Origin of the sequence: Actinotalea soli (assembly GCF_017565425.1) — a bacterium.
In the GTDB taxonomy this organism is placed as follows: Bacteria; Actinomycetota; Actinomycetes; order Actinomycetales; family Cellulomonadaceae; genus Actinotalea; species Actinotalea soli.
The window spans coordinates 93,346-109,273 of the sequence record NZ_JAGEMK010000008.1; the positions used below are offsets into that span (position 1 = coordinate 93,346).

Annotated in this window: 17 protein-coding genes; 7 read left to right on the forward strand and 10 right to left on the reverse strand. The window is 71.5% G+C overall.

Going from position 1 to position 15,928, the window contains the following annotated elements:
* Window positions 1–43: 43 nt before the first annotated feature.
* From nrdE to J4G33_RS13775, 4 genes are all read right to left on the reverse strand, one after another.
* The gene (nrdE, locus tag J4G33_RS13760; protein WP_372435069.1) at window positions 44–2,188 is read right to left on the reverse strand and encodes a class 1b ribonucleoside-diphosphate reductase subunit alpha; all 2,145 of its coding nucleotides are present in this window, start codon (window positions 2,186–2,188) and stop codon (window positions 44–46) included.
* Window positions 2,158–2,574, reverse strand: coding sequence for a class Ib ribonucleoside-diphosphate reductase assembly flavoprotein NrdI (gene nrdI, locus J4G33_RS13765; RefSeq protein WP_208056565.1), 417 nt, complete (start codon window positions 2,572–2,574; stop codon window positions 2,158–2,160). Before nrdI ends, nrdE begins: the two co-directional genes overlap by 31 nt.
* A 139-nt stretch (window positions 2,575–2,713) precedes the next feature.
* Complete coding sequence (gene nrdH / locus J4G33_RS13770) at window positions 2,714–2,959, reverse strand: glutaredoxin-like protein NrdH (protein ID WP_208056566.1); 246 nt, start codon at window positions 2,957–2,959, stop codon at window positions 2,714–2,716.
* A gap of 179 nt (window positions 2,960–3,138) precedes the next feature.
* The gene (locus tag J4G33_RS13775) at window positions 3,139–3,999 is read right to left on the reverse strand and encodes a DUF2306 domain-containing protein (protein ID WP_307793905.1); all 861 of its coding nucleotides are present in this window, start codon (window positions 3,997–3,999) and stop codon (window positions 3,139–3,141) included.
* Window positions 4,000–4,072: 73 nt separating this feature from the next.
* Between J4G33_RS13775 and J4G33_RS13780 the strand changes: the two genes are divergently transcribed.
* The gene (locus tag J4G33_RS13780; protein ID WP_208056567.1) at window positions 4,073–4,666 is read left to right on the forward strand and encodes a TetR/AcrR family transcriptional regulator; all 594 of its coding nucleotides are present in this window, start codon (window positions 4,073–4,075) and stop codon (window positions 4,664–4,666) included.
* 63 nt (window positions 4,667–4,729) lie between these two features.
* Here J4G33_RS13780 and J4G33_RS13785 read toward each other — a convergent pair whose 3' ends face one another.
* The 4 genes from J4G33_RS13785 to dnaK are packed head-to-tail and all read right to left on the reverse strand — an operon-like array spanning window position 4,730 to window position 8,696.
* A complete protein-coding gene (locus J4G33_RS13785) occupies window positions 4,730–5,143 on the reverse strand; it encodes a heat shock protein transcriptional repressor HspR (protein ID WP_208056568.1) in 414 nt (137 codons plus the stop codon).
* A gap of 1 nt (window position 5,144) precedes the next feature.
* Window positions 5,145–6,167 carry a DnaJ C-terminal domain-containing protein gene (locus J4G33_RS13790; protein WP_208056569.1) on the reverse strand — a complete coding sequence of 341 codons (1,023 nt, stop codon included), beginning with the start codon at window positions 6,165–6,167 and terminating at the stop codon, window positions 5,145–5,147.
* A 34-nt stretch (window positions 6,168–6,201) separates the two neighbouring features.
* Complete coding sequence (gene grpE, locus J4G33_RS13795) at window positions 6,202–6,837, reverse strand: nucleotide exchange factor GrpE (protein ID WP_208056570.1); 636 nt, start codon at window positions 6,835–6,837, stop codon at window positions 6,202–6,204.
* Window positions 6,834–8,696 (reverse strand): molecular chaperone DnaK, encoded by a 1,863-nt coding sequence (gene dnaK / locus J4G33_RS13800; protein ID WP_208056571.1) that lies wholly within the window; start codon window positions 8,694–8,696, stop codon window positions 6,834–6,836. Before dnaK ends, grpE begins: the two co-directional genes overlap by 4 nt.
* Window positions 8,697–8,861: 165 nt before the next feature.
* Between dnaK and J4G33_RS13805 the strand changes: the two genes are divergently transcribed.
* Window positions 8,862–9,275, forward strand: a complete 414-nt coding sequence (locus J4G33_RS13805) for a YfbO family protein (RefSeq protein WP_208056572.1) — start codon at window positions 8,862–8,864, stop codon at window positions 9,273–9,275.
* A gap of 248 nt (window positions 9,276–9,523) precedes the next feature.
* On the forward strand, window positions 9,524–10,276 hold the full coding sequence (locus J4G33_RS13810; protein WP_208056573.1) for a YqjF family protein: 753 nt from the start codon (window positions 9,524–9,526) through the stop codon (window positions 10,274–10,276).
* A 165-nt stretch (window positions 10,277–10,441) separates the two neighbouring features.
* Here the strand turns inward: J4G33_RS13810 and J4G33_RS13815 are convergent, their stop codons facing one another.
* The gene (locus tag J4G33_RS13815; protein WP_243759106.1) at window positions 10,442–11,464 is read right to left on the reverse strand and encodes a serine/threonine protein phosphatase; all 1,023 of its coding nucleotides are present in this window, start codon (window positions 11,462–11,464) and stop codon (window positions 10,442–10,444) included.
* Between the two features lie 172 nt (window positions 11,465–11,636).
* Between J4G33_RS13815 and J4G33_RS13820 the strand changes: the two genes are divergently transcribed.
* Window positions 11,637–12,527, forward strand: a complete 891-nt coding sequence (locus J4G33_RS13820) for a hypothetical protein (protein WP_208056574.1) — start codon at window positions 11,637–11,639, stop codon at window positions 12,525–12,527.
* Window positions 12,528–12,682: 155 nt separating this feature from the next.
* Here J4G33_RS13820 and J4G33_RS13825 read toward each other — a convergent pair whose 3' ends face one another.
* Entirely contained in the window at window positions 12,683–13,033 is a 351-nt protein-coding gene (locus J4G33_RS13825) for a MerR family DNA-binding transcriptional regulator (RefSeq protein ID WP_307793906.1), read from the reverse strand.
* A gap of 65 nt (window positions 13,034–13,098) precedes the next feature.
* Here J4G33_RS13825 and J4G33_RS13830 point away from each other — a divergent pair, with 65 nt between their 5' ends.
* The 3 genes from J4G33_RS13830 to J4G33_RS13840 all read left to right on the forward strand — a co-directional run bounded on the left by J4G33_RS13830 (window position 13,099) and on the right by J4G33_RS13840 (window position 15,803).
* On the forward strand, window positions 13,099–13,629 hold the full coding sequence (locus J4G33_RS13830) for a VOC family protein (protein WP_208056575.1): 531 nt from the start codon (window positions 13,099–13,101) through the stop codon (window positions 13,627–13,629).
* Between the two features lie 34 nt (window positions 13,630–13,663).
* Entirely contained in the window at window positions 13,664–14,644 is a 981-nt protein-coding gene (locus tag J4G33_RS13835; RefSeq protein WP_208056576.1) for a DUF2332 domain-containing protein, read from the forward strand.
* A gap of 301 nt (window positions 14,645–14,945) precedes the next feature.
* A complete protein-coding gene (locus J4G33_RS13840) occupies window positions 14,946–15,803 on the forward strand; it encodes a hypothetical protein (RefSeq protein WP_208056577.1) in 858 nt (285 codons plus the stop codon).
* Window positions 15,804–15,928 lie beyond the last annotated feature (125 nt).

Genomic DNA, 15,928 nt, shown 5'->3' on the forward strand with positions numbered 1-15,928 from the left:
GTGAGGCGGGGCGCGGGCGCGGCAGCCGTGGCGGGCAGAGCCGTCACAGCATGCACGAGACGCAGCCCTCGACCTCGGTGCCCTGCAGCGCGAGCTGGCGCAGGCGGATGTAGTACAGCGTCTTGATGCCCTTGCGCCAAGCGTAGATCTGCGCCCGGTTGACGTCACGCGTGGTGGCGGTGTCCTTGAAGAACAGCGTCAGGGACAGGCCCTGGTCCACGTGCTGGGTCGCCGCCGCGTACGTGTCGATGACCTTCTCGTAGCCGATCTCGTACGCGTCCTGGTAGTAGTCCAGGTTGTCGTTGGTCATGAAGGGCGCCGGGTAGTAGACGCGCCCGATCTTGCCCTCCTTGCGGATCTCGATCTTGGACACGATCGGGTGGATCGAGGAGGTCGAGTTGTTGATGTAGGAGATCGAGCCGGTGGGCGGCACGGCCTGCAGGTTCTGGTTGTACAGCCCGTGCTCCTGCACCGAGGCGGACAGCTCGCGCCAGTCCTCCTGGGTGGGGATGTGCACGCCGGCCTCGGCGAACAGCTCACGCACCCGCTCGGTGGCCGGCTCCCAGACCTGCTCGGTGTACTTGGTGAAGTACTCACCGGTGGCGTACGCCGACTCCTCGAAGCCGTCGAACCGCTGGTTGCGCTCCTTGGCCAGCAAGTTCGAGGACCGGATCGCGTGGTAGGCGACCGTGTAGAAGTAGATGTTCGTGAAGTCGATGCCCTCCTCGGACCCGTAGTAGATCCGCTCCCGGGCGAGGTAGCCGTGCAGGTTCATCTGCCCCAGGCCGATGGCGTGGCCACCAGCGTTGGCGCGGCGGATCGAGGGCACCGAGTCGATCGAGGTCTGGTCCGAGACGGCCGTGAGGGCGCGGATCGCGGTCTCGACGGTCTTGCCCAGGTCCGGGGAGTCCATCGCCAGGGCGATGTTCATCGAGCCGAGGTTGCAGGAGATGTCCCGGCCCACGTGCTCGTAGGACAGGTCCGTGTTGTACGTCGACGGCGTCGAGACCTGGAGGATCTCCGAGCACAGGTTCGAGTGGGTGATCTTGCCCTTGATCGGGTTGGCCCGGTTCACCGTGTCCTCGAACATGACGTACGGGTACCCGGACTCGAACTGCAGCTCCGCGAGGGTCTGGAAGAACTCACGCGCGTTGATCTTGGTCTTGCGGATGCGCGCGTCGTCGACCATCTCGTGGTACTTCTCGGTGACCGAGATGTCCGCGAAGGGCACCCCGTAGACGCGCTCGACGTCGTAGGGGCTGAACAGGTACATCGGCTCGTTGTTCTTGGCGAGCTCGAAGGTGATGTCGGGGATAACGACGCCCAGCGAGAGGGTCTTGATGCGGATCTTCTCGTCCGCGTTCTCCCGCTTGGTGTCCAGGAACCGGAAGATGTCCGGGTGGTGGGCGTGCAGGTACACCGCACCCGCACCCTGACGGGCCCCGAGCTGGTTCGCGTAGGAGAAGGAGTCCTCGAGGAGCTTCATCACGGGGATGACGCCCGAGGACTGGTTCTCGATGTGCTTGATCGGGGCGCCGTGCTCGCGGATGTTCGACAGCAGCAGGGCCACGCCCCCGCCGCGCTTGGACAGCTGTAGGGCGGAGTTGATGCCGCGGGCGATCGACTCCATGTTGTCCTCGATGCGCAGCAGGAAGCAGGAGACCGCCTCGCCGCGCTGGGCCTTGCCGAGGTTGAGGAACGTGGGGGTCGCGGGCTGAAAGCGACCCGAGACGATCTCGTCGACCAGGGAGATCGCGAAGTCCTGGTCACCCTCGGCCAGGGACAGGGCGACCATGCAGACGCGGTCCTCGAAGCGCTCGAGGTACCGCTTCCCGTCGAAGGTCTTGAGCGTGTACGAGGTGTAGTACTTGAAGGCGCCCAGGAAGGTCTGGAACCGGAACTTCTTCGAGTACGCGTACTGGAACAGCGTCTTGACGAAGGAGCGGTCGTACTTGGCCAGGACCTCAGGCTCGTAGTACTTGTTCTCGACGAGGTAGTCGAGCTTCTCCTCGAGGTCGTGGAAGAAGACCGTGTTCTGGTTGACGTGCTGGAGGAAGTACTCGCGCGCCGCCTCACGGTCACGGTCGAACTGGATCTCCCCGTTCGGCCCGTACAGGTTCAACATCGCGTTGAGGGCGTGGTAGTCCAACCCCTGCGTCACGCTGGTATCTGTGACTGCTGCTGCCACAACCGCTCCAATCCGTCGCGGACGCGCTCGACGTCCTCGCTCGTTCCCAGAAGCTCGAAGCGGTACAGGTACGGGACCTGGCACTTCGCGCTGATGATGTCGCCGGCGATGCAGAAGGCCTCGCCGAAGTTGGTGTTGCCCGCGGCGATGACGCCGCGCAGAAGGCCCCGGTTGTGCTGGTCGTTGAGGAACTTGATGACCTGCCGAGGCACTGCGCCCCCCTCGTTGCCGCCTCCGTACGTCGGGACGACGAGCACGTACGGCTCGTCGACGCGCAGGAAGGGGTCGGTGGGACGCAGAGGGATCCGGCGGGCCGGCAGGCCCAACCGTTCCACGAAACGCTGGGTGTTGCCCGAGACGCTGGAGAAGTACACGAGCGAGCTCATGGTCGACCTCTCTGCTCCCCGGTGGGACGACGCGCCACCGACCAGAACCGGCCGGTGGCGCTAGGGGTGGTGCTGCCGGCGGTGGACTGCCGGGGTGGCGGTGGCGACGCTCAGAGCGCCGGGACCGCGAGAGTGGTCGTCAGGCGCTGGCGAGCGCGCGGGTCTCGAGAAGTCCCGAGATCCGGTCGGGCCGGTACCCCGACCAGTGCTGCTCACCGGCGACGACCACGGGCGCTGCCTGGTGACCCAGCGAGACGACCATGTCGAAGGCCTCGGTGTCCGTCGTGAGGTCGACGATCGTGTAGTCCAGGCCCGCCTTGTCCAGGGCGCGGTAGGTGGCCACGCACTGCACGCAGTTCGGCTTGCTGTAGACGGTGATCGTCACGGTGGTATCTCCCAGATGGTTCGTCCCGCAGTTCGCGTCTGCGGCGAGAACAACACTACCTCTAGTGGTGCCCCCCGCCAAGTGCCACTAGGACTTGTGTTGCAACCGTGTAGTTACGTCACCGGGAGCCACACTGGATATGTCCGTTTCGTCCCCGGCCCCGGCGGCGGAAGTGCCGGTCAGAGGCTTGCGGCCCGTGACGTGACGACGCCGCGAGGGGCCTGATCTTCACCCGTTCGGCCCCCAGATGTCGAGTCGGCAGACCCCAGCTGCGGGACCTGGGCCGGCAGGGCGTACGAGGGCAGGCCCCGGCGCCGCACGAGCCACTCGGCGACGACCAGGTTTGGCAGCCAGCAGAGGAAGGGCACCGCCGCGTAGGCGTTCGAGAACAGTGCCTCGGCGTCGGTCTCCGGCCCGGCGAACGGCACCTGGACCCCGATCAGCACCCCGAGCCACAGCCGCAGCATCACGGCCGCGAAGGTGAGGGCGTAGTTGCGGATCATCCACGCCTGGTGCCCGGCCAGGTCCCCGGAGCGGACGGCCCGCAGGGCCCGGAGGCCGGTGAGGAGCCAGAGCACCGCGAGCGCCCCGAAGCCGAAGGCCCCGACGAACCCTGCCGAGTTCACCGGGAGGAGGACCAGGCTCGAGAGGCCGCCGAGACCCACGGAGAACATGTACACCCGACCGACGGCCCGGTGCAGCCCCAGGGCGCGCCGTCGCAGGGCGGCGACGAACTGCAGCGGACCAAGGAGCAGCGCGACCGATGCCGTGACGATGTGCACGTACAGCGCACCCTGGAACACGGGGCCCGCCGCCGCGTAGGCGCCCCCGAGGCCCACGCCGTCCTCCGCGAGCTGGTCGAGGCTCGCCGTCCCGTACAGGCCGAGGGAGAACACCGCGACGCCGAGCGCGAGAACGCTGGTGAGGGCGAGGCCGGCGCGGCCGCGCGAGGGGCGCCGCGAGGGCGATCGGGCCCGCGGGCCGCCGGGCCGGAGAGGGCCAGGGCTGGGCTGGGGCAGGGCGGGCTGGGTCGAGACCACGGGGTCCTCCGATGCGAGAGCCGTTCACATTGTAAGCGGTCGCAACATATGGCGCGATGTTACGGTCGTCAACATGCCGTCCACCCCTCGACCCGCGCGCACGAGCTACCACCACGGGGCGCTGCGGGAGGCTCTGCTCGACGGCGCGCGCGAGCTGCTCGCCGAGGGCGGGGCGGACAGCTTCAGCCTGAGCGCCCTGGCGCGGCGCCTCGGCGTCAGCACCGCGGCGCCCTACCGGCACTTCGCGGACAAGGACGCGCTCGTCGACGAGCTCTGCGGAGAGGGCTACCGCGAGTTCGGCCGCGCGCTCACCCAGGCGGCGAGCTCGACCACCGACGCCCGCGAGCGGCTCGATGCGCTCGGTGTGGCCTACCTTCGCTTCGCGCGGGAGCACCCGGCGGTCTTCGGGATCATGTTCACCGACCGCGGTCCCGCCGTGCTGGCCTCGGGCGTGCCGACCTTCGAGGTCCTCGTGGACGCCGTCGTCGCCGCGCAGGACGCCGGGGCTCTGCCTCCGGGGGCGGACCCGCGCGTCCTCGCGCGGACCGTGTGGGCCACCCTCCACGGACTCGCGGTGCTCGGCCGGCGCGGAGGCTTCACCAAGCTCGCCATCGACGACGACGAGGCGAGGCTGGTCGCGGACGCGCTGGCCCTCCTCACCCGGTGAGGACGGCGGTGCGACCGCAGCCCGGGGACGTGGGGATCACCCGCGGTCGGGGGGACGGCGAGCTCAGCGCCCTGACGGCCGCCAGACGACCAGGGCGCCGCTCGAGGTGACCCGTGCGGGACGGTGCCCGCGGGGCAGGGCGACGACCTCGCCCTGGGGGCCGGCCGCGAAGACGCGGTGACCGGGCTCGGCGCCGGCGCGGAGCCTCTCGACCTGCTCGGTCAGGCGCTCGACCTCCGCCTCGAGGGCGAGGATCCGTTTGATGCCGACCAGGTTGATGCCCTCCTCCTGGGAGAGCCGCTGGATCTCGCGGAGGGTCTCGACGTCCCGCAGGGAGTAGCGCCGGCCACGGCCTCGGGCTCGTCCGGGAGAGACGAGCCCGAGGCGGTCGTACTGACGCAGTGTCTGCGGGTGCATGCCGGCGAGGTCAGCCGCGACCGAGATCACGAAGACTGGTGCGTCGTACCCCGTCGCCATGTCACTGCACCGCTCGTGCCCGCAGCTCGCTGCGGACGTCCGCACCCTCGGTGGCCCTCGCGAACTCCTCGACCGCCGTGCGGGCGGCGTCGGACAACCGCTGCGGGACAGCCACCTGGACGCTGACCAGCAGGTCCCCGGTGCGCTCCCCCACGGTGATCCCGCGGCCGCGCACCCGCAGCGTCCGGCCCGACGGCGTGCCCTCGGGCACCTTGACCCGCACGGTCCCGCCGTCGAGGGTCGGCACGTCGACCTCGGCCCCGAGGGCAGCCTCGGCGAAGGTCACCGGGACCGTCACGCGCAGGTCGTGCCCGTCGAGGGTGAAGACGGGGTGCGGCTCGACCTTGACCGCGATGACCAGGTCGCCGGCCGGGGCTCCCCCGGCCCCGGGCCGACCCTTGCCGCGCAGGCGGATCTTCTGACCGTCCCGCACCCCCGCGGGGATGCGGGCGTTGACCCGACGCCCCTCGACCGAGAGCGTGATGGTCGAGCCGTCGACCGCCTTGCGGAACGGCAGGGTGGTCGAGGCCTCGAGGTCGGTCCCGCGCTGCTGGCCACGGGCACCGCCGCCACCGAAGAGGCCACCGAGGATGTCCTCGAAGCCAGCGCCGCCGGCGCCGCCCGGGGGCGCCCCGCCCTGGGAGTACCGGACGCGGGGCCCGCCCCCGGAGGTCGCCGGGCCACCGCCGGGGTGCCCGCCGCCGAAGAGCCCGCCGAAGAGGTCCTCGAAGCCGGCGCCCCCCGCCGCGCTGGGCCCGCCCGAGCCGGCCGAGAACCGGGCACCGCCACCGGCCATCGCGCGGATGGCGTCGTACTGCTGGCGCTGCTCGGGGTCGGAGAGCACCGCGTAGGCCTCACCGACCTCCTTGAACTTCGCCTCGGCGGCGTCGTCCCCGGGGTTCTGGTCGGGGTGCAGGCTCCGGGCCTTCTTCCGGTACGCCTTCTTGATGGCGCTCGCGTCCGCGTTCTTGGGCACGCCGAGCGCCGCGTAGAAGTCCTTCTCGAACCAGTCCTGGCCTGTCATCGCCTACCCCCTCCCTGCTCTCGTCGCACGCCTCTCAGGACTCGGGCTCGGCCACGGCCACCCGCGCCGCCCGCACCACGCGCTCGCCGACCCGGTGGCCGGGCTGGAGCACCTGGACGACCGTCGGCTCGCTGACCTCGTCCGAGTGGGAGTGCATGAGGGCCTCGTGCACGTTCGGGTCGAAGGCCTCGCCCACGGCGCCGAACCGCTCCCAGCCGAAGCGCCCGAGGGCTCCCTCGAGCTTCTCGGCGATCGAGGCGAAGGGCCCCTCGGCGAGCTCCCCGTGCTGCCGGGCCAGCTCGATGTCGTCGAGCACCCCGAAGAGGGACTCGATGACGTCGCTGACGGCCTTGTCCCGCGAGACCTGACGGTCCCGGTCGACGCGGCGCCGGTAGTTGACGTACTCGGCCTGGAGACGCTGCAGGTCCTCGAGCCGCTCGGCGGCCTGGGTCTGCGCCGCCGCGAGGTCGCCCTCGACGGCGGGCTCGTCGTCGATCAGGCTCGAGGCGTCGTCCGGGACGGCCTCGCCCGTCGGGGCGTCGTCGGGCGTGCCAGCCGGGGTGGGCTGCTCACGCACCGCGTACGTCTCGGGGTCGATGCGTCGCTTGTCGGTGAACCGCGGCCGGTCGGAGTCCTCGTCCCCGACCGGCGGCGTGTGCTGGTCGCTCACTTGCGCTCGTCCTCGTCCACGATCTCGGCGTCGACGACGTCCTCGTCCGAGGCGCTGCCCTCGGTCGGCGCGTCGGTCGCCGCCCCCTCGGTCGCCCCCGCGGCCTCGTCAGCCTGGTAGATGGCCTCGCCGATCTTCTGGCTGACGGCCGAGAGCGCGGCCTGCTTGGTCTTGACGGCCTCGATGTCCTCGCCCTCGAGGGCGGTCTTGAGCTCGGCGACGGCGGCCTCGACCTCGGTCTTGACGTCGTCGGGGACCTTGTCGCCGTTGTCGGCCAGGACCTTCTCGGTCGAGTACGCGAGGGCCTCGGCCTGGTTGCGGGTCTCGGCCTCCTCGCGACGCTGCTTGTCCTCGGCGGCGTGCTCCTCGGCCTCCTTGACCATGCGGTCGATGTCCTCCTTGGGGAGGGCCGAGCCACCCGTGATGGTCATCTTCTGCTCGGTGCCGGTGCCGCGGTCCTTGGCGGAGACGTGCACGATGCCGTTGGCGTCGATGTCGAAGGTGACCTCGATCTGCGGCACGCCGCGCGGGGCCGGGGCGATGCCCGTGAGCTCGAAGGTGCCGAGCGGCTTGTTGTCCCGCGCGAACTCCCGCTCGCCCTGGAACACCTGGATGAGCACCGAGGGCTGGTTGTCGTCCGCCGTCGAGAAGATCTCGCTGCGCTTGGTCGGGATGGCCGTGTTGCGCTCGATGAGCTTGGTCATCACGCCGCCCTTGGTCTCGATGCCGAGGCTCAGCGGGGTGACGTCGATGAGCAGGACGTCCTTGCGCTCACCCTTGATGACACCGGCCTGCAGGGCAGCGCCCACGGCGACGACCTCGTCGGGGTTGACGCCCTTGTTGGGCTCCTTGCCACCGGTCAGGTCACGCACGACGTCGGCCACGGCCGGCATACGGGTCGAGCCGCCGACGAGGACGATGTGGTCGATGTCGTTGACCGAGATCCCGGCGTCCTTGATGACCTGCTGGAACGGGGCCTTGGTGCGCTCGAGGAGGTCCTTGGTCATCTCCTGGAACTGGGCCCGGGTGATCTTCTCGTCGAGGTGGATCGGGCCGTTCTCGCTCATCGACAGGTACTGCATCGAGATGTTGGTGCTCGTCGCGGAGGAGAGCTCCTTCTTGGCCTGCTCGGCGGCCTCGCGCAGACGCTGCAGGGCGATCTTGTCCTTCGACAGGTCGACCCCGTTGTTGTTCTTCACCTGCTTGATCAGGTGCTCGACGATGCGGTTGTCCCAGTCGTCGCCGCCGAGGCGGTTGTCGCCGTGCGTCGCGCGGACCTGGATGGTCGAGAACTCGTCCTCGTCCTTGCCGACCTCGAGCAGGGAGACGTCGAAGGTGCCGCCACCGAGGTCGAAGACGAGGATCAGCTCGTCCTCCTTGCCCTTGTCCAGGCCGTAGGCCAGGGCCGCGGCGGTGGGCTCGTTGACGATCCGGAGCACGTTCAGGCCGGCGACCTGACCGGCGTCCTTCGTGGCCTGGCGCTCGGCGTCGTTGAAGTAGGCCGGGACGGTGATGACCGCGTCGGTGACGGGCTCGCCCAGGTACTCCTCGGCGTCACGCTTGAGCTTGCCCAGCACGCGGGCCGAGATCTCCTGCGGGCCGTAGGACTTGTCGTCGATCTCGACCTTCCAGTCGGTGCCCATGTGGCGCTTGACCGAGCTGATGGTGCGGTCGACGTTGGTGACGGCCTGGCGCTTGGCGATCTCGCCGACCAGGACCTCGCCGGTCTTGGAGAAGGCCACGACCGACGGGGTGGTGCGGGCGCCCTCGGCGTTCGCGATGACGGTGGGCTCGCCGCCCTCGAGGACGGAGACGACGGAGTTGGTGGTGCCGAGGTCGATGCCGACTGCTCGTGCCATGGGTGGTGCCTTCCTCTACGTGGTTGAGCCTGCTGCGCTCAAGTCTGCGGCGCTCCGCCGTGCTGCGCAAGTTCAGAGGCCTAGAGTTGAGTCCACCAGGCTCAACCTCAGCCACGGGGGGGCTATTCCGTCGGACCCCGCAGCCCGCCGCTACCCTCGCGTTTCATGATCTCCCTCGACGACGTCCTGTCTCGCACGGTCGACGACGCCCTGCCGCTCCTCACCATCGACGAGTTCTTCCTCGGCAACGACGAGGAGGAGTCGCTCGCGCCCAACCAGTGGGGGTACGGCCGGCCGGCCCTCGCGGCGATCGCCGAGCGGCTGCGCTCGGTCGAGGCGCACCCCGACGTCGACTGGGTGCGGGTCCAGCTCCACGACGAGACGGCCGAGGGCAGCGACCTGGTGCTCGCCGAGGCGGTCGCGGTGTGCACCAGCCTCGACGCCGAGGATCTCGCCGGCCTCGTCGACACCGACTGGCTCGAGTCCGACGGCCTCGTCGAGGGCTACGTCGTCGAGCACCGTGTCGGCGCTCCCGCCGTCCCGGAGGGCAGCCGCGTGCTGTCGATCACCTGGGACTGACGACGACCGCCTGCATCGACGTCCACCCGGACGCGCCCACCCGTCACTCGCCGTAGACCACCGAGAGCAGCGACTCCCCCGCCGACGGACGGCCTGCGAGAGCCGCCGCCGCACGCACCTGCTCGGGAGCGAGCTGCGTCTCACGGACGAGGTCGATCGCGTCGCGCAGCCGGTCGCCGTCACCATGCTGCAGTCATCCTGCTCGCCACGGGGGTCGCCCCGCCCGGTCGCAGGTGCATAGTGGCGTCATGCCCTCCCAGCCCGTGACCGCGACAGCGCCCGCGCTGGGTGGTCGGCCGATCATGCGGCAGTCGTGGCGCGACCTCACCTTCGTCCACTGGTGCGTCGCACCCGACGTCGTCGCGCCGTTCATGCCGCCGGGCACGCGACCGGACGTCCACGACGGGTCGAGCTGGGTCGGCCTCGTGCCCTTCCGCATGGTCGGTGCGGGGGCCGCGCGTGGGCCCGGGCTCCCGTGGCTCGGGACCTTCCCCGAGACCAACGTCCGCCTCTACTCGGTCGACGAGCGAGGCCGTCGGGGCGTGGTCTTCCTGACGCTCGAGGCGTCCCGGCTGGCGTTCGTCCTCGGCGCGCGTGGGGTGTTCGCCCTCCCGTACACGTGGGCGCGGATGCGCGTGACCGAGGCCGACGGTGTCCTCACGTACGCCTCGCAGCGCCGCTGGCCAGGCCCGCGGGACGCCACGACGCGCGTCGTCGTCCGGCCGGGCGAGGCGCTCGCGCCCGGCGACCCGGTCGCCGAGTTCCTCACCGCACGCTGGGGCCTGCACGCGCGTGCGTTCGGTCGCACCCTCTACGTGCCCAACCGTCACGAGACCTGGCCGCTGCGCGCCGCCGAGCTGCTCACCCTGGACGACCGGCTCGTCGAGGCGTGCGGACTCTCGACGACGGCGCACCGGCCCCCCGACTCGGTGCTGTTCTCCCGCGGGGTCCGCACGGAGTTCGGCACGCCTGTCGACGTCCGTCGGCCCGTGCCCGCCTGACCCGGGTCACCTCCCGAGGACGCACGTCTGCACCCAGGTCGCCCTGGTACACGTGCGTTCCCGATGCAGGTGTGCGACCTCGGTCAGATCCGGCGGGCCTAGCGCCCGTCCCACTGCGGGCCGCGGCGCGCCCGCTCTCACGCGGCTCAGCCTCGCCTCGTCCGGCTACGGTCCAGCCCTGCGGCCGGAGTACTGAGCACGGATGTCACCGTCGACCAGGCGCCAGCAGAACTCGTTCATCCGGGCCGCGGCAGCCGCGTGCCGGGCAAGGAGGCCTGCCACGGGCTCCGGCACCGCAGACGGGATCTCGCCCTCGGCGCACCGGCGCACGTACGCGTTGCGGGCCACCGGTCCCCCGCTGGTCGGCACCGGCACTCCGCACACCGTGGTGACCAGCCAGTTGACCAGTCGCATCGCGGCGTAGTCGGGATCGTGGTCGGCGTTCTGCGCGACGACGTCCCGCTCGGCCTCGGACAGGTCGAACCGTGGTGAGATCGCCAGCCCGAAGTCGACGAGGTAGATCCTGTCGCCGTCTGCCCGCAGGTTCCCGAAGTGCCCGTCCATGTGCAGCAGCTCGCGGCCACGCAGGAAGGTGACGATCTCGAGGAGCTGCCGCGCGAGCCACTCGGCACTGCCCAGCGGGTCGGTCAACCTGTCGGCCAGCGCATCGGGGAGGTGCTCGGAGAAGAGCACGAGGCTGGAGGTCGCGGCCGCCAGCTCCTCGAGCCGGATCCGCACGGCCGGGTCGCCCCCGAACTGGGCGACGACCGCCTCGACGTCCCGGTGCTCGGGCGCGACAGGCGGGCGGCCCGGCAGAACCCGCCAGTGGTGCAGCAGGGCGAAGGACTCGGACTCACCGGCGAGGACCCCCTCGGTGACGGAGGTGGTGGCGGCCAGCTCGCGCCACGCCCCGAAGCCCGGGCCGGCGAGGCGGTGCATCCCGTACTGGCAGGAGGTCGGCAGACCGAAGAGGTTCGCGGTGCTGCGGGGATGCGCCAGCTCCCGGTCGGTGATCGGGATCCGTTTGGCGAACACCGGCACACCGTCGACGTCGAGCACCGAGGTGCCACCGCCCACGCCGGCGACGCCGGTGGGTGCGGCACGGAGGGCAGCCACCAGCTCGTCGTCGTCGCGGGCGGCGAGCGAGGCCTGGACGAGCTCGTGACGGCGTCGTCGGGCGGGGAGCATCAGGCCATCCTGCCCGTCGCCGAGGACCGCACACCGACGACAGACCGACCGCTACGCGCGTCGCCCACCCACGACCGGGCTGGTGATGAGCGAACGGCCCCCGCACACTGGATCCCACCGCGGATGACCAGCGTGGCGGCGCGGCACGAGCTGTAACGAGCAGGGGGACACCATGACCGCACCTTCACGACGCCTCGCGCGGGCCCTCTGCGCCTTCGCGCTCACGGTGACAACCGCCGTGGCGGGAGCGTTGGCCGCAGCAGCGGCACCCGCCACCACCGGAGAACCGTTGCTCTGCACCGGTCTCATCCAGAGCCAGCAGGTGTACTCCGACGTCCGCGTCCCCGACGGCGCGACCTGCTCGATCTACCTGGTCGGGATCCATGGGGACCTGCTCGTCGACCGGGGCGGCTCGGTCCGGGTCACCCGGTCTTCCGTCGTCGGGGACCTCATCAGCTCAGAGACGGCCTCGCTGACCGCCAGCACCGTGCACGGGCGGGTCTGGCTCGACGACGCCGGCTACCTGGCGCTCACCGAGGCCACGGTGGTGGGCTCGGTGATGGGCCGGTCGAACGGGATCGACTTCTACCAGGCCGACGTCGGGCAGTCGCTGAACGTCACCGTGCTCGGGGCGGCCATCCTGCGCGAGGTGAGCGTGGGCGGGTGGTTGAACCTGCCGAGCAAGCCGGGGACGCGGATCGACCTGAGCGAGATCACCGCGCACCGAGGCCTGACCGTCAAGGACGCGGGCACGCTGTCGCTCTGCTCGGTAGACGTGGCTGAGCACCTGATCATCCGCGACGTCAGGCGGGCGGCTGCCGGCTACCCGAACAGCGACGGCGGCAGCTGCCAGGGCCGGCAGCCCTCGTGGGGCCCGGACTCGTACGTGGTGGACGTCGGGGGGTCCGCGCTGCTCGAGGGCAACGGGACCTTCCAGCTGCGCCGGCTCGACGTCGCCGAGTACCTCGCCTGCGTGGACAACGGCGAGATCGTCCTCGACGCAGGTAGCGGCCCGGACGAGCCCCTGGTCACCGCTGGCCTGGGCCGCCGCGGCCAGTGCTAGGAGCCTGAGAAGAGGTCCCCCCTCCCCCTCCTCCTGCAGCCCGCGACGTCGCACATCGGGCGCAGGACCGAGCGGGGCTGGCCGCGCGGGACCGGCGGGTCGGGGCTGGCGGGGCGGGGCGGGGTCGTCTAGGTGCGAGTCGCCCAGCCTGCAGATCAGTCGTCCAGGGCGTCGATGACCTCGTCGAGGACCTGCCGGGCACGGCGGATCTCACGCTCGGCGGCGTCCAGGCGCGCGCGCTGCTCGAGGAGGTCAGCCAGCAAGGCCGGGGTGCGCGCGCGCTGCGGCGCCTGCAGGCAGGGCAGCAGGCTGGCGATCTTCGAGCTGCAGAGCCCGGCGGCGAACAGCTCCTGCACCCGGATGACGGCGTCGACCATGGCCGGGTCGTAGCGCCGGTGGCCCGCGGGGGTCCGTGCGCTCGTGATGAGGCCCTGCTGCTCGTAGTAGCGCAGCGACCGGGGGCTGACGCCGGTGCTCGCCGCGAGCTCGCCGATCCGCACAACCACCCCTCCCTCGATCAGGACCACCCATGCTGGCACCTGACACCGGTGTCACGTCCTACCGTCGCGAGATGAGCGACGACGACGCGCGATCCCCTGACCCGACGGCGAGCCCGGTGCCGGCCGACCTCGCCCTGACGAACCCCGCACCGGTCAGCCCGGTGCGGCAGCTGCGGCTGGTGGTCGAGGCGGCCGACTACGAGCAGGCGCTCGCCTTCTACCGCGACGTGCTGGGGCTGCCCGAGCAGGCCGCGTTCCAGGGGGAGGGCGGCGCCCGCGTGGCGATCCTCGACGCGGGTCGCGCCACCCTGGAGATCGCCAACCCCGCCCAGAAGCGCATGATCGACGAGGTGGAGGTCGGGCGTCAGGTCGCCCCGCACCTGCGCGTGGCCTTCGAGGTCGACGACGCGGAGGCGACCACGCAGGCGCTGGTCGAGGTCGGCGCGGAGGAGCTGGCGCCCCCGACCGTGACGCCGTGGCGATCGCTGAACGCCCGCCTGGAGGCGCCCGCCGGCCTGCAGATCACCGTGTTCCAGGAGCTCGAGCCGCTCGAGGACCGCGCCACCCAGCCGGGCTTCGGCACGGACGACGCACACGACTGACGGACGACGGCGTCAGGTGGCCCATCCTGGGACCATGGACCCGACGATCCACCTGGGCACCGCCGCCGTCGCGGCGACCTACCGGGCGTTCGGCGAGCGCGAGGCGCGCGGCAGCTCCCCGACCTTCGAGCGATGGGCGCTCGCACTCAGCGAGGACGACGTCGTCGCGGATCTGATCGCGACGTTGCCGGCAGGCAAGCGGCAGCCGAACCTCGTCTTCGCAGCGGCACGGTGGCATGGTGCCGCAGGGACCTACGCGAGCCTCCGCGCGACGCTGCTCGATCGGTGGCCCGAGGTGCAGGCCACGATCCTCGCCCGCTCGACGCAGACCAACGAGGCCGGCCGGTGCGCGGTCCTCCTGCCCTTCCTGGCCGAGCTCCCGCAGCCCCTCGCCCTCCTCGAGGTCGGGGCGTCGGCCGGGCTGTGCCTGCTCCCGGACAGGTACTCCTACCGGTACGACGACGGGACCGCTCTCGACCCCCAGGACGGGCGGTCGGAGGTCGTCCTGCCCTGCTCGCTCGGACCCGGGGTGTCGGCGCCCACCCGCATGCCCGAGGTCGCGTGGCGCGCCGGGATCGACCTCGCACCGGTCGCCGTCACCGACCCCGACGCGAGGGCCTGGCTCGAGACACTCGTCTGGCCCGAGCACGAGGACCGGCGCTCCCGGCTGCGGGCTGCGCTGGCCGTCGCCCGGCGGGAGCCACCACGCGTCGTCGCGGGGGACCTGCTCGAGACCCTGCCGTCCGTCGCGGCCGAGGCTCCCGCTGACGCAACCCTCGTCGTGGTCCACAGTGCCGTGCTCGCCTACCTCGACGCCGACGCCCGCTCAGCCTTCGTCGACATGGTCACGGCACTGCCAGGCCACTGGGTCAGCAACGAGGGCGAGCGCGTGCTCCCCGCGAGCGCTGCCCCGACCCCGGGCGCGAGCGACCCCCGCTTCGTCGTCATGGTCGACGGGGTGCCGCGCGCTCGCAGCGACCCCCACGGCCGATCCCTGCACGCCCTCAGCACCTGACCCCCACGCTCGTCCCGCCCACCTCCCACACCCCGCCGAGGTCGCACGTCCCCCGCGAGGACGCACCTGCTCCGGTGCGTCCTGGGCGCAGATGTGCGACCTCGATGTGGGGGATGTGGACAACCTGCCTGGCGAGGGCGCGGCACGGGAGGGTCGGGGGGTGGGGACGCGAGGTGGGGCGCAGGTGGCGGGACCGTGGGGTCCGGCCGCACAGGGGACGAGGGCACGAGAGACCGGGGCGCTGGGTGCCGTGGCGTCGCCGCTGCCGCGGGTGCACCTGGCACGGGACCATCATCGGTCCGTGGTGGCGGGCCTCGTGCGGGACGGCACGTGGGTGCGCGTCCGGCCGGGAGCCTTCGTCGACGCGACGACACTCGAGGTCGCTGACCACCGCCGGGCCCTCGCCCTCGCGCGCATCGCCGCGCTCGGTACCCAGCTGACCGCAGACACCGTCCTGAGCCACACGTCAGCCGCCCTGCTCTGGGGGCTACCGACGCTCCGCACACCGACGGTCACCCACGTCGTCCAGCACTTCCGCGCGCGGTCGGGCGCGAGCCCGGACGTCGTCCGCCACCGACGCGACCTCTCGCCCGACGACGTCGTCGTCCTCCATGGCGTGCGGGTCACCAGCCTCGAGCGCACGGTGGTCGACTGCGCGATGGCCGAGTCGGTGCGTGGCGGGGTGGTCGTCGCGGATGCTGCCCTCCGCCGGGGCGCGGACCGGCAGAGGTGCGCCCGGCTCCTCGCCTCGATGCCCGGCCGCCGCGGCGTCGTCCGGGCCCGGCTGACCCTCGATCTCGCCGACGACGGCGCGGAGTCGGCCGGGGAGAGCCTGGCTCGCCTTGAGCTCGTCGAGATCGGACTCCCCCGCCCGCAGACCCAGGTCCCGGTCCAGACGCACCTCGGCACCTTCTGGGCCGACCTCGGCTGGCCCGCCGAACGGGTGCTCGCCGAGTACGACGGCCGCGGCAAGTACGCCGACCAGCCGGCCGACGTCGTCATCGAGGAGAAGCGGCGCGAGGACGCGCTCCTCGACCAAGGGTGGCGCCTCCTCAGGCTCACCAAGGAGGACCTTGCGCGCCCGCACGTCCTCGCGGCCCGCGTCCGCCGCACCTTCCCAAGCCTCCGCCTCACGCCCCGCCCCGCCCTCACCCACTAGCCCAGCCCCCTCCGCGGCCAGCCCTGCCAGCACCGCCAGCCCGGCCAGCACCGAGGTCGCACTTCTGCACTGAGGACGCACGCGCGCATGGACGACCTCGGTGCAGATGTGCGACCTCGGCGAAC

Bases quoted from the DNA above. Each gene is read 5' to 3' on its own strand.
- nrdI (WP_208056565.1), bottom strand. From the start codon at position 2,574: ATGAGCTCGCTCGTGTACTTCTCCAGCGTCTCGGGCAACACCCAGCGT.
- J4G33_RS13780 (WP_208056567.1), top strand. From the start codon at position 4,073: ATGCCGTCCACCCCTCGACCCGCGCGCACGAGCTACCACCACGGGGCG.
- J4G33_RS13785 (WP_208056568.1), bottom strand. From the start codon at position 5,143: ATGGCGACGGGGTACGACGCACCAGTCTTCGTGATCTCGGTCGCGGCT.
- J4G33_RS13790 (WP_208056569.1), bottom strand. From the start codon at position 6,167: ATGACAGGCCAGGACTGGTTCGAGAAGGACTTCTACGCGGCGCTCGGC.
- dnaK (WP_208056571.1), bottom strand. From the start codon at position 8,696: ATGGCACGAGCAGTCGGCATCGACCTCGGCACCACCAACTCCGTCGTC.
- J4G33_RS13805 (WP_208056572.1), top strand. From the start codon at position 8,862: ATGATCTCCCTCGACGACGTCCTGTCTCGCACGGTCGACGACGCCCTG.
- J4G33_RS13810 (WP_208056573.1), top strand. From the start codon at position 9,524: ATGCCCTCCCAGCCCGTGACCGCGACAGCGCCCGCGCTGGGTGGTCGG.
- J4G33_RS13815 (WP_243759106.1), bottom strand. From the start codon at position 11,464: ATGCTCCCCGCCCGACGACGCCGTCACGAGCTCGTCCAGGCCTCGCTC.
- J4G33_RS13820 (WP_208056574.1), top strand. From the start codon at position 11,637: ATGACCGCACCTTCACGACGCCTCGCGCGGGCCCTCTGCGCCTTCGCG.
- J4G33_RS13830 (WP_208056575.1), top strand. From the start codon at position 13,099: ATGAGCGACGACGACGCGCGATCCCCTGACCCGACGGCGAGCCCGGTG.
- J4G33_RS13835 (WP_208056576.1), top strand. From the start codon at position 13,664: ATGGACCCGACGATCCACCTGGGCACCGCCGCCGTCGCGGCGACCTAC.